This window comes from Enterobacter sp. PL1 (assembly GCF_945957325.1).
GTDB lineage: Bacteria > Pseudomonadota > Gammaproteobacteria > Enterobacterales > Enterobacteriaceae > Enterobacter > Enterobacter roggenkampii.
Genome location: NZ_CAMFKT010000002.1, coordinates 224474 through 236686 on the forward strand (window position 1 = coordinate 224474; position 12213 = coordinate 236686).

Below are 12213 nucleotides of genomic sequence, written 5' to 3' on the forward strand. Positions count from 1 at the left end.
TGCGTGCAAATTTGCATTACTGTAATGCGATCTTCTTCAAACTTTAGCGCGCATATTGCCGACTAAAGCAGCGATACCCCCTGTCGGATCAAAAGTGCCGACAGGCAGGCTTTCTACAATCCGTTCATCATCCGCAGAACACTCAAGGAAGCGAACATGTCCCACTCCAGCCCCGACGCCCTGCAACAACGTTGCCAGCAGATTGTGACAAGCCCGGCGTTATCCCCGGAACAAAAACGTCATTTTCTGGCGCTGGAAGCGGAAAACAACCTGCCGTATCCGGCACTTCCTGAAGCTGCGCGCGCCGCGCTGGACGAGGGGTTCATCTGCGACATGTTCGAAGGCCATGCGCCTTACAAACCCCGTTACGTTCTGCCGGATTACGCAAAATTTCTGGCTAATGGTTCAGATTGGCTGGAGCTGGAAGGGGCAAAAGATCTCGACGACGCCCTCTCACTGTTAACCATCCTCTACCACCATGTTCCGTCCGTCACATCGATGCCGGTCTATCTCGGTCAGCTTGATGCGTTGCTGCAACCTTATGTTAGAATTCTAACACAAGAAGAAATCAATAGCCGAATAAAACGTTTCTGGCGCTATCTCGACCGTACGCTGCCCGATGCCTTTATGCATGCCAATATCGGGCCGGAAGATACCCCCGTCACGCGTGCCATTCTGCGTGCCGATGCAGAGCTGAAGCAGGTCGCGCCGAACCTGACCTTTATTTATGATCCAGCGAACACCCCGGATGATTTGCTGCTTGAGGTGGCGAAAAACCTATGTGAATGCAGCAAACCGCATATTTCTAATGGCCCGGTGAATGATAAAATTTTCACAAAAGGCCATTACGGCGTAGTGAGCTGTTACAACTCCCTGCCTCTGGCAGGCGGTGGCAGCACCCTGGTGCGCCTCAACCTTAAGGCCATCGCCGAACACAGTACGTCAATGGAAGACTTCTTCAGCCGCGCCCTCCCGCATTACTGCCAGCAGCAAATGGCCATCATCGATGCCCGCTGCGATTTCCTGTATCAACAATCCGGCTTCTTTGAGAATAGCTTCCTGGTGAAAGAGGGGCTGATTGATGCCGATCGGTTTGTGCCGATGTTTGGCATGTACGGCCTGGCAGAAGCGGTAAACGTGCTCTGTGAGAAAGCCGGGATGACTGGGCGTTACGGCAAAGACGAGCAGGCCAACGCGCTGGGCTATCGCATCAGCGAACAGCTTGCGGCGTTTGTCGAAAACACGCCGGTGAAACACGGCTGGAAGCAGCGCGCGATGCTGCATGCGCAGTCGGGGATCAGCTCTGACTCGGGCACCACGCCGGGCGCGCGCCTGCCCTACGGCGACGAGCCGGATCCCATCAGCCACCTGCTGGCGGTGGCGCCGCATCACAAGCACTACGCTTCCGGGATCAGCGATATTTTGACGCTGGATGAGACGGTAAAACGTAACCCGCAGGCGGTGGTCCAGCTCTGTCTCGGCGCGTTCAGGGTGGGGATGCGCGAGTTTACCGCCAACGTCGCGGGCAACGATCTGGTGCGCGTCACCGGTTATATGGTGCGGTTGTCGGATCTGGAGAAGTACCGGGAAGCCGGATCGCGCACCAATACCACCTGGCTGGGTGAAGAAGCCGCGCGCAATACCCGTATTCTGGAACGTCAGCCGCGCGTGATAAGCCATGAACAGCAGATGCGCTTTAGTTAGTCAGGTCATCCCTTTTTCCTGCGTGGACGGGCCGGGCAGCCGCCTGGCCCTGTTCCTGCAAGGCTGCAACCTGCGCTGTAAAACCTGCCACAACCCGTGGACGATCGGCCGCTGCAACGACTGCGGGGACTGCGTGCCCCACTGCCCGCACGACGCACTGACCATACAGGCGGGACGCGTCTGGTGGCAGGAGAGTGACTGCCAGCAGTGCGACACCTGCCTGCACCTGTGCCAGCAGCAGGCAACGCCTATGGCGCACCGCCTGAGCGTGGAGGAGATCCTTTCACAGATCCGCAAATCCGCACCGTTTATCGAGGGGATCACCGTGAGCGGCGGTGAGGCCACAACGCAATTACCGTTTTTAGTGACGCTATTCTCAGCGATCAAAGCCGATGCCGCCCTGAATCATCTGACCTGCCTGGTCGACAGCAACGGTTTGTTAAGCGAAACCGGCTGGCAAAGGCTGCTGCCGGTACTGGATGGCGCGATGCTGGACCTGAAAGCATGGGGGAACGAACACCACCGCTTCCTGACCGGGCGCGAAAACCCGCAGATCAAGCAGAGTATCCGCTGGCTGGCAGATCGTAATCGTTTAACGGAGCTCCGCCTGCTGGTGATTCCGGAACAGTGTGATTATCTGGAACATCTGAAGCCGCTGACGGCGTTTATCCACGGGCTTGGAAACGTGCCGGTGCGCCTCAACGCGTTTCATGCGCATGGCGTGTACGGTGAGGCGGCGTCATGGCGCAGCGCCACGCCGGAAGACGTTGAACCGCTGGCGCGGGCGCTGGAAAAACAGAAGATAACGGTGATCCGTCCGGCGCTTTATCTATAGCGTGATGCCAAATACCGAACGCGTATTTTCCAGCAGCGCACCGGCTATGGCCTCTTCAGTCTCTTTTCGCAGTTCGCACAGGGTGGCAAATACGCGCGCCGCCTGTTCCGGACGATTCGGCTGGCCCTGAAAACCGTTCAGCGGCATGTCCGGCGCGTCGGTTTCCAGCAGAAGCGCCGACAGCGGCAGCTGTGCCATCACGTCCCGGGTTTTGCTGGCGCGCGGATAGGTGATGGTGCCCCCAACGCCGATTTTGTAGCCCAGCTCGATAAAACGCTGCGCCTGCTGCAGGCTGCCTGAGAAACCATGCACGACGCCCTTACGCGGCAAATCGATACGCTTCAGGTGCATTGCCAGCTTATCGTGTGTGCGTCTTGAATGAAGGATCACCGGCAGATCGTGACGCTTCGCCAGCCTGAGCTGCGCGTCGAGGATCGTCTGCTGGCGCTCAAAATGCGGATGCTCGCGATAAAGATCGAGGCCGATCTCACCGATGGCGACAAGCTTGTCGCCTGCGGTCTGCACTATCTCATCAAGTCGCTCAATGTCCTCATCCCGATGCCGCTCAATCACGATCGGATGCAGGCCGAACGCCGCATAGAGCGCGGGGTGCTGTGCAGCAAGATCCAGCACCCGGGAAAAGTAAGCCGCTTCCACTGAAGGCACAATAATGGCCTGAACGCCTGCCTCGGCCGCTTTCGCAATGCTTTGCTCTTCATCTCCCGTAAACGGCGGGAAATCAAAGTGGCAATGGGTATCGACAAAGCGGTGCATCACGCCAGATCCTCGTTATCCAGTAAAGCGTCATTCGCCTGCGGAATGTCCACCAGCGGCACCGTCAGGGCGTCGTTGGCGACAATCGCAGGCGGCGTAATAATGCGTTTATGGCGATGAAGCGGCGGCTGCTCTGCCAGCATTTTCCCCACCGTCGCCAGGAAGTAGCGCCCGCACAGCCGCCCCGTTTTGTAATCCATGCGCAGCGCAGGAACGCGGCTGCCCAGCGCCATGCTCAGCAGCGGCTTAGGCGGATAAATTTCAAAAATACGCAGCTTGCCCGGCGGTTTCTCAATGAAGCGCTGCATCGCGCCGTAGGTGGTTTCATGCTGCTTCGCGATGTTCACCAGCGGCTGCAGGCTGCTGTCGCCCAGCCAGCGCTCCATCCGCTTAAACCACTGCGGGGTGTAATACATTTGCGACGGTACGGTACGGATCACCACAATGGTTTTCGCCCCGCGACGGGCGGCTTCCTGCACCGGCACCGCGTCACTGATCCCCCCGTCCAGATAGCTAATACCGTCCAGCAGGGCGCCGGTACGATAAAAGCCGGGGATCGCGCTGGAGGCGCGGATGATGTCCAGCCAGTTCTCTTTCTGAGGCGAAAAATAGCCCGGGGAATAGTCATCGCCCCGGCTGGCGCACATCCAGAATTGTTTACCGCTATCAAACAGACGGGCGGCAGTATCCATGGCCAGCGGCATCTGGCTGGAGGTTGACTCCAGCAGCCAGTCGAGATCGATCAGGTTGCCGCCGCGCACAAACCGCACCGGGTTAAAAAATTCTTTCGCCGTGGTGTAGCGCATGATGACCTTTCGCGCGTAGCCGGGCTGGTTACAGACATAGGCAGAGAGGTTCTGCGCCCCGGCAGAGGTGCCGAAGTAAAGGTCAAAGGGGTTGAACTGCGCGCGCATAAATTCGTCCAGCACGCCAGCGGTGAAAATGCCGCGCTGTCCGCCACCCTCGCAGACCAGCGCGAGTTGACCCGCGCGAAACGGTTTTAACGTCAGCGGCGCAATATTGCCGAGCGTAACGGGAATTCGTTGCCCCACCTCTGCTTTCCTGTTTTGATTATTTTATAACACCACAGTAACGCACCCGACCTGTTACGCAAATAAGAAAAAGCCAGTCACAGTGACTGGCTTTATTTTGTTGAAGGAATATTGCGTTTGCTACGGACGTCTACGACCCGTAAACAGGCTGACCAGGAACAGAATAATACCCACAACGAAGACAATTTTAGCTGCCCATGCCGCTGTACCTGCCAGACCACCAAAGCCCAATGCGGCGGCAATTAACGCGATAACCAGAAATATAATGCCCCAACGAAACATAAGCTTCTCCTTTACCATAGTTAATGTCGGCCGCTAAACGTGAGCGCTCAGGTCACTCACCGGCGTTTTTCCAGAGTCGTTCTTATTTCGCCCGCAGGGTTTAGCCAGACGGGCGAATGGTCGAGATTTACTTCGTTTTCAGATCGTTTTTAACACTTTTCACACCATCAATCGCTTTCGCGATGGACTCGGCACGTTCACTTTGCGCCTGCGAATCTACCGTACCGGAAAGCTGAACCACGCCATCGGTGGTTTCCACTTTCACCTTACGGGACGGCACGATGTCATCTGCTAAAAGTTTAGCTTTGATTTCGCTGGTGGTGGCTGCATCACCGGCATAACCTTTCACCGACGCGTTTTTGCCGTCACGGACGTGCAGCTTATCGCTGACGGAGGCGACGCCTTCGACGCCTTTCGCCACTTTCACCGCCTGTTCAGCCTGAGCCTGGCTTTCAACAAAGCCGCTCAGCGTGACCACTTTCTTGTCGGTCTTAACGGAAATATCGGTGCTCTTGATGGCTTCATCATCCACCAGTGCGGCCTTCACTTTTGCTGTGATAGAGCTGTCATCCATGAAATTGCCGACTTTATTCATAGAGCTATCGATTTTTTGCCCTGCGCTATCGGCCGTGGATTGTGCTTTATCCATGGTGCTGCTTTCCGCCAGGGCGGAGCCGCTCACCAAAACGCTACCCAGTGTTACAGCCAGCAGAGTTTTAGAAATCTTCAGTCTTGTCATATTCATCGATCTATTCCTGTGTTGACCCGTTATTCGGGCTACGTACTTCCTTAGTAGTGATATATATTGCGAATAAACACGCGAGCAAAATGGATAACCTAAAGTCATGCATTGAACAGTTAATTTATCCACGCCCGGTGTTAAACACTGAGTTAAATATAGATCACTCTCACAGAGCCGCTTTCAGAATTGGGTAAAAAATGGGCGAATAGCGTGAAATTGCGTTGAATTAAGAACATTCCGCAAGGGATTAATAAGACAGGAAATAAAGAAGAGCACGGCGAATGCCGTGCTCTGAGAGGGGATTAGTGCTCGCGGGTTTTACGGAACTGAACGTCCGGATAACGTTCCTGCGTCAGGTTCAGGTTGACCATCGTTGGCGCGATATAGGTCAGGTTATCGCCGCCATCCAGCGCCAGCTGAACTTCATTCTTACGCTTAAATTCTTCGAATTTCTTCACGTCAGAACACTCAACCCAGCGCGCGGTCGCGACGTTCACCGATTCGTAAATCGCTTCTACGTTGTATTCGCTCTTCAGGCGCGCAACGACCACGTCAAACTGCAGCACGCCGACCGCACCCACGATTAGATCGTTGTTCGCAATCGGGCGGAACACCTGCACGGCGCCCTCTTCGGAGAGCTGAACCAGGCCTTTCAGCAGCTGTTTCTGCTTAAGCGGATCGCGCAGACGAATGCGACGGAACAGCTCCGGCGCGAAGTTCGGAATACCGGTGAACTTCATCATTTCACCCTGGGTGAAGGTATCACCGATCTGGATGGTGCCGTGGTTGTGCAGCCCGATGATGTCGCCCGGATAGGCCTCTTCAACGTGCGAACGGTCACCCGCCATAAAGGTCAGCGCGTCGGAGATGACAACGTCTTTCCCGATACGCACCTGGCGCAGCTTCATGCCCTTTTCATATTTACCGGACACCACGCGCATAAAGGCCACGCGGTCACGGTGTTTCGGGTCCATGTTGGCCTGAATCTTAAACACGAAGCCGGTGAACTTCTCTTCTTTCGCTTCCACTTCACGGGTGTCGGTTTTGCGCGGCATCGGCTGCGGCGCCCACTCCACCAGACCGTCGAGCATGTGGTCAACGCCGAAGTTACCCAGTGCGGTACCGAAGAAGACCGGGGTAATTTCGCCGCTCAGGAACAGCTCTTTGTCGAATTCGTGAGACGCGCCCTTGACCAGCTCCAGCTCGTCGCGCAGCTGCGCGGCCAGCTCTTCGCCGACCGCCGCGTCCAGATCCGGGTTGTCCAGACCTTTCACGATGCGCACTTCCTGAATGGTGTGGCCTTTACCGGTCTGATACAGGTAGGTTTCGTCTTTATAGAGGTGGTAAACGCCTTTGAACAGCTTACCGCAGCCAATTGGCCAGGTGATTGGCGCACAGGCGATCTTCAGCTCGTTTTCCACTTCATCCATCAGCTCCATCGGATCGCGGATGTCACGGTCGAGTTTGTTCATAAAGGTGAGGATCGGCGTATCGCGCAGACGGGTAACTTCCATCAGCTTACGGGTACGATCTTCTACACCTTTCGCGGCGTCGATCACCATCAGACAGCAGTCTACCGCCGTCAGGGTACGGTAGGTATCTTCGGAGAAGTCTTCGTGGCCCGGGGTGTCCAGCAGGTTCACCAGGCAGTCATGATACGGGAACTGCATCACGGAGGTGGTAATCGAAATACCACGCTGTTTTTCCATCTCCATCCAGTCGGATTTTGCATGCTGGCTGGAGCCACGGCCTTTAACGGTACCTGCAGTCTGAATCGCCTGTCCGAACAGCAACACCTTCTCAGTGATGGTCGTTTTACCGGCATCCGGGTGCGAGATAATGGCAAAAGTGCGGCGCTTGGCCACCTCTTGCAGATAAGGAGACAACGTCATAATTAAATCTTCTTTTATAAGCGCGGCAGCACGCCACGCATCATGGAATACAAAATTGCGGCTATTTTACCCATCAACGGGGGGCAGGCAATCATTGTTTACACAGGAGTTGCTCCAGTTCGTTCAACGACGTCACGGTCCAGGTCGGCTCGATGCCTTCAGGCTTCACGCGGCCATGCGCATTGAGCCAGACGGTCGACAGACCAGCCTTCATGCCGCCCAGAATATCTGACTCTGCGGTATCCCCCACCATCAGGACACGATCGCGGTCGGGATTGCCGGCCTGCGCCAGCGCATAGTCGAAAATTCGCGGATCCGGCTTCGGCACGCCCACCTCTTCCGAGATCACCAGCGCGTCAAAATGATCGCGCAGGCCGGTGCGCTCAAGGCGGATCTGCTGCAGGGCGGTAAAACCGTTGGTGATGATCCCCAGTTTCACCTTACCTTTCAACGCATTCAGCAGGGAAACCGCGCCCGGCAGGGGCGCACAAATATCGGCCATGGCGTTGAGAAAAGCCTCGTTCAGCGTTCCCGGACTGACCTTTAAGCGTTCCGCCCAGACGTCAAAGCGCTGGTGCTGAAGCTGTAACGCGGTGATGGCACCGTTCTGGTAATCCACCCACAGCGGTTTGTTGACCGCCTGATAGTCCTGAAAATCTTCAGCGGTGAAGGTTACGCTATAGTCGAGAAACATCCGCTGCAGGCCGCCGAACGAGTCGAACGTAAACAGCGTTTCGTCGGCATCAAAGAAAATCCAGTCCCATTTCATCGTTACAACCTTATTTTTTATTATCCAATCGGCAGAGCCATTATGATGGCGTCTTCACGTCCCTCTGCGGTGGGGTAGTAGTTACGGCGGATTGTCGCCTCGTTAAAGCCTAAGCTTTCATAGAGCGCGATGGCGGCGACATTCGACGCGCGCACCTCCAGCCACAGGGTGAAAACGTCACGGGTTTCGAGCTCACGGATGAGATGCTCAAGCAGTTCTCTTCCCAGCCCGCGGCGCTGAAACGCGGGATCAACCGCGATATTAAACAGCGTCGCTTCATCAAGAACAACCTGCGTGATCGCGAAAGCGGCCATGGTGCCGTCAACGTCCAGGCGGTAGTTCAGATACCGTTCGCCCTGATTGCTGGCGAAGGTTTTTTCGCTCCACGGAAACGCGTGGGCGCGTGTTTCAATCGCGAACGCGGTGGACAGGTCAGGCGTCGTGAGGGAAGAAATCGTGTTCATATTCGCAGATTTGTTGCCATAGCGCGCTGCGCGCTTTTGGGTTGGCTTTCAGTTCGTCCAGCGCTGGCGAGCAGATCTGGCTCCCCTGAAGAGAAATCTCATTTGCCTCTCCGATACGCCAGCTGTTACAGCGGCTATCAGGAGGCAGCATCGCGACACGCTCTGGCGTCAGCGGTAAAACCTGGTCGGCCGTCAGCTTCAGGCTGCGAAGAACATCACCGATCAGGGGGTCATTCAGGGCAGGCAGTTCTTCCGCCACCATCACCAGGCGAACGTGCGCCGGTATGGAGATGGCGATTTCGCCCTGCAACGCCGTCGGGCGACGCAAAGCCCACTGGGTAATGCCCAGCTGCTGCAACTGCCAGTCTCGTCGGGATGTCATAGGGAAAACTCCTGTCTCTCAGGCGCGCAAATATAGCAAATGTGTCGAAAGTGCGCCATCTACCTACTATAATCCCCGCCTGAGTTTATTGAGGAACAATTCATGTCTGCATTTACCCCGGCAAGTGAAGTCTTGCTGCGTCACAGTGATGATTTCGAAGAAAGCCGTATTCTGTTTGCCGGAGATATGCAGGATGACCTGCCCGCGCGTTTCGACTGTGCTGAAAGCCGTGCCCATACGCAATACTACCACCACTGGCAGGTGCTGAGCCGCCAGATGGGCGAGCGCGCGCGCTTTAGCCTGGTGGCAGAACAGGGCAACGTTGCCGACTGCGACACGCTGATCTACTACTGGCCGAAGAACAAACCGGAAGCCCAGTTCCAGCTGATGAACCTGCTCTCCCTGCTGCCCGTTGGCTGCGATATTTTCGTGGTCGGTGAAAACCGCAGCGGCGTGCGCAGCGCAGAACAGCTGCTGGAAGGCTATGCGCCACTGAACAAAGTCGACAGCGCTCGCCGCTGTGGCCTGTACCATGGCCGTCTGGAAAAACAGACAACGTTTGATGCGCAGGCATACTGGGACGAGTACCAGCTTGACGGCCTGACCATCAAAACCCTGCCGGGCGTGTTCAGCCGTGACGCGCTGGATACGGGCAGCAAGCTGCTGCTTTCCACCCTGACGCCGCACACCAAAGGCAAAGTGCTGGACGTGGGCTGCGGCGCGGGCGTGCTCTCTACCGTGCTCGCCAGCCATTCGCCAAAAGTCCGCTTAACCCTGTGTGACGTGAGCGCCCCGGCGGTTGAAGCCAGCCGCGCAACGCTTGCCGCAAACGGCATTGAAGGCGAAGTCATTGCCAGCAACGTCTTCTCCGACATCACCGGTCGCTTCGACATGATCATCTCTAACCCGCCGTTCCACGACGGTATGGAGACCAGCCTGGAAGCGGCACAAGCGCTGATCCGTGGCGCAGTTCGTCACCTCAACAGCGGCGGTGAGCTGCGTATCGTCGCGAACGCCTTCCTGGCATACCCGAAAGTGCTGGATGAAACTTTTGGCTTCCACGAAGTTATCGCCCAGACCGGCCGCTTTAAGGTGTACCGCACCGTGATGACGCGTCAGGCCAAAAAGTAATCGCCTCCCCTGTAGGCCGGATAAGCGAAAGCGCCATCCGGCTATACACGGCGCGTCCATCGGCCATTTTTGCATCAATCAAGGCATCACGCGCACTTTTCTGTTGACGTAAAGCTGAAAACATCTAGAATGCGCCTCCGTGGTTACGATACTTTTACAGTATCGATGGTATGCGAAGGTGGCGGAATTGGTAGACGCGCTAGCTTCAGGTGTTAGTGTCCTTACGGATGTGGGGGTTCGAGTCCCCCCCCTCGCACCATAAATCACGATGATATTGCTCGCACTGGGCGAAGGTGGCGGAATTGGTAGACGCGCTAGCTTCAGGTGTTAGTGTCCTTACGGATGTGGGGGTTCGAGTCCCCCCCCTCGCACCAACGAGGCGATATCAATATAGCAATAAAGAGTAAGATGACTGTGCGAAGGTGGCGGAATTGGTAGACGCGCTAGCTTCAGGTGTTAGTGTCCTTACGGATGTGGGGGTTCGAGTCCCCCCCCTCGCACCAATTATCTTACAACCCCCTCTGAATTTCTTCTTTTTCCCTGTTATTTCAAACTCATCAGTATCACCAGAATTCCGCTGACCAGCGCGACACAGGATGGCAGTAAAACAAAGTGACGTAGCTGCTTATGCCAGATCATGCCTGACGTGGCTAACAGTCCTGACGCGATGATGGCTTTCCAGGTATCGAGAGAGAGATCGGCAAACGTCAAACCGCCGAGAATGGTTCCCGGTAGCAGTACCCCCCAACCACTGCCCAGCGCTCTGTTCAACATGATTTCCCCTCTTTCAACGATAATGATAACCAATATCATATAACAAAAATTATCATTTGCCAGCTGAATGAATCAAAATCCATCGACCTTTACCTTTCCCGTAATGACAGGAATTGTCTAAGGTGATAAATTGCGCACCTGTTAACAACGTCTAAAGATTTTCTGATAATTACTCTTTGAGTTTTTTGCATATTTTATTGCGAAATAACACCTATTTATCTGTTTTAATTAAATTTTAATAAAAACACGCGACTATGACATCACAATCCTGGCGGTCTTTGGTTCACAGAAAATATCAATTATCGTTACGTTTATTTTTATTTCTGAACGCAACCTCGGCAGTGTTCTCGGTAACAAATCCGCTCAATTCTGTACGCCTGTTTTCTGCCCCTCTGATTGCTATTTTCGCCATCAGTACTGGCCTGTTCGTCTGGCACTGGAGAAAGCGCGCGCGGAAGATAAATATTCCTGTCGTTTCAGCGATCTTCGGTATTTTATGGGCCTGGCAAATTGTCTCCAAATTCGCCTTAATTACTCAGGACCATGCGACGTATTTGCTAATTGCTCTTTTAACGGTACTTTTTATCGGCACGCTGGCGTTCGCCAGTAATATCAAAGCGTTTACGCTGCATTCATTGCCCACCTTTATTGTCTGCCTGTGGTTAAGCGATCACGATATATGGCTGCGAATGACCTATTCTTTCGCACTTCCTGTGGTGGCAATTGCTATTCATAACATTTTGCAAAGACGCAACGACCGTTTCGCTCAGGAGCTGCTCTCTCGCCTTCTGGAAGAACGAGAAACCCTTACCGACCTCAGCATGATGGACCCGCTTACCGGGCTCTATAATCGTCGCGGTCTGCAAAGCCGTCTGGAGAATCTGCCCACGGTAGAAAATGGCGAACACTTTGTCCTGCTGATGGATATCGACCACTTCAAAGCCTATAACGACCATTACGGCCATATGATGGGCGACCAGGCGCTGAAGCGCGTCTCTGCGGCAATCCGTGACGCCGTGCGTTCTCGCGATATTGTGGCGCGTTTTGGTGGGGAAGAGTTTATGGTGCTGCTGACCAACATTTCACTCGAACACGCTCGCCAGACGGCCGAGCGGATCCGTCAGAAAGTGTATGATTTGAAAATCCCGCATCTGTTTAACGAAAGCGTCGCGACAAACGTCACTATCAGCATTGGCATCGCCATTTTCGAGGATGAAGACGTGGAAGGCGCGCTGGAAAAAGCGGACAAAGCCCTCTATGAAGCAAAGCATATGGGACGCAATAACATTCTGTTAAGCGAAGAGATTCAGACGGCATAAACCTACCGACGAGGTCACCAGGACAAAAGTCTTGCCATTGGTATGAGCAATAGTTAGGATTGGCAATCATTATCATTTAGATTTCTATCTATA

13 protein-coding genes and 3 tRNA genes are annotated in these 12213 nt (G+C 54.8%); 7 read left to right on the plus strand and 9 right to left on the minus strand.

The window, feature by feature from the left end; all coding sequences use genetic code 11:
• The first annotated feature begins 156 nt into the window (after positions 1 to 156).
• Positions 157 to 1704 (plus strand): YjjI family glycine radical enzyme, encoded by a 1548-nt coding sequence (locus N6P30_RS02795; protein ID WP_023293329.1) that lies wholly within the window; start codon positions 157 to 159, stop codon positions 1702 to 1704.
• Complete coding sequence (locus tag N6P30_RS02800) at positions 1679 to 2539, plus strand: YjjW family glycine radical enzyme activase (protein WP_023293330.1); 861 nt, start codon at positions 1679 to 1681, stop codon at positions 2537 to 2539. Before N6P30_RS02795 ends, N6P30_RS02800 begins: the two co-directional genes overlap by 26 nt.
• On the opposite strand, the gene N6P30_RS02805 is transcribed toward N6P30_RS02800, so the two are convergent.
• From N6P30_RS02805 to N6P30_RS02840, 8 genes are all read right to left on the minus strand, one after another.
• On the minus strand, positions 2534 to 3316 hold the full coding sequence (locus N6P30_RS02805; RefSeq protein WP_072207142.1) for a TatD family hydrolase: 783 nt from the start codon (positions 3314 to 3316) through the stop codon (positions 2534 to 2536). The two genes, N6P30_RS02800 and N6P30_RS02805, sit on opposite strands and share 6 nt — an antisense overlap.
• Complete coding sequence (locus tag N6P30_RS02810) at positions 3313 to 4365, minus strand: patatin family protein (RefSeq protein WP_023293332.1); 1053 nt, start codon at positions 4363 to 4365, stop codon at positions 3313 to 3315. The genes N6P30_RS02805 and N6P30_RS02810 overlap by 4 nt, the downstream gene beginning before the upstream one ends.
• A 120-nt stretch (positions 4366 to 4485) precedes the next feature.
• Positions 4486 to 4647: a DUF1328 domain-containing protein gene (locus tag N6P30_RS02815; RefSeq protein WP_003856556.1), complete on the minus strand. Its 162-nt coding sequence runs from the start codon at positions 4645 to 4647 to the stop codon at positions 4486 to 4488.
• Between the two features lie 127 nt (positions 4648 to 4774).
• A complete protein-coding gene (osmY, locus tag N6P30_RS02820) occupies positions 4775 to 5392 on the minus strand; it encodes a molecular chaperone OsmY (protein WP_008502075.1) in 618 nt (205 codons plus the stop codon).
• 299 nt (positions 5393 to 5691) lie between these two features.
• Entirely contained in the window at positions 5692 to 7281 is a 1590-nt protein-coding gene (gene prfC, locus N6P30_RS02825) for a peptide chain release factor 3 (RefSeq protein ID WP_008502076.1), read from the minus strand.
• Positions 7282 to 7372: 91 nt separating this feature from the next.
• Positions 7373 to 8050, minus strand: coding sequence for a pyrimidine 5'-nucleotidase (gene yjjG / locus N6P30_RS02830; RefSeq protein ID WP_008502077.1), 678 nt, complete (start codon positions 8048 to 8050; stop codon positions 7373 to 7375).
• 20 nt (positions 8051 to 8070) lie between these two features.
• The gene (gene rimI, locus N6P30_RS02835; RefSeq protein WP_008502078.1) at positions 8071 to 8514 is read right to left on the minus strand and encodes a ribosomal protein S18-alanine N-acetyltransferase; all 444 of its coding nucleotides are present in this window, start codon (positions 8512 to 8514) and stop codon (positions 8071 to 8073) included.
• Positions 8483 to 8896, minus strand: a complete 414-nt coding sequence (locus N6P30_RS02840) for a DNA polymerase III subunit psi (protein ID WP_008502079.1) — start codon at positions 8894 to 8896, stop codon at positions 8483 to 8485. The genes rimI and N6P30_RS02840 overlap by 32 nt, the downstream gene beginning before the upstream one ends.
• Before the next feature lie 102 nt (positions 8897 to 8998).
• On the opposite strand from N6P30_RS02840, the gene rsmC reads away from it, so the two are divergent.
• The 4 genes from rsmC to N6P30_RS02860 all read left to right on the plus strand — a co-directional run bounded on the left by rsmC (position 8999) and on the right by N6P30_RS02860 (position 10530).
• The gene (gene rsmC / locus N6P30_RS02845; RefSeq protein WP_023293333.1) at positions 8999 to 10027 is read left to right on the plus strand and encodes a 16S rRNA (guanine(1207)-N(2))-methyltransferase RsmC; all 1029 of its coding nucleotides are present in this window, start codon (positions 8999 to 9001) and stop codon (positions 10025 to 10027) included.
• Between the two features lie 172 nt (positions 10028 to 10199).
• Positions 10200 to 10286 (plus strand) — tRNA-Leu (locus N6P30_RS02850).
• Between the two features lie 28 nt (positions 10287 to 10314).
• Positions 10315 to 10401: transfer RNA gene (locus N6P30_RS02855), tRNA-Leu, on the plus strand.
• Positions 10402 to 10443: 42 nt separating this feature from the next.
• A tRNA-Leu gene (locus tag N6P30_RS02860) sits at positions 10444 to 10530 on the plus strand.
• A gap of 40 nt (positions 10531 to 10570) precedes the next feature.
• Here the strand turns inward: N6P30_RS02860 and N6P30_RS02865 are convergent.
• On the minus strand, positions 10571 to 10840 hold the full coding sequence (locus N6P30_RS02865; RefSeq protein ID WP_072207143.1) for a DUF1435 domain-containing protein: 270 nt from the start codon (positions 10838 to 10840) through the stop codon (positions 10571 to 10573).
• A 215-nt stretch (positions 10841 to 11055) separates the two neighbouring features.
• Between N6P30_RS02865 and N6P30_RS02870 the strand changes: the two genes are divergently transcribed.
• Positions 11056 to 12120: a GGDEF domain-containing protein gene (locus N6P30_RS02870; protein WP_023293335.1), complete on the plus strand. Its 1065-nt coding sequence runs from the start codon at positions 11056 to 11058 to the stop codon at positions 12118 to 12120.
• Positions 12121 to 12213 lie beyond the last annotated feature (93 nt).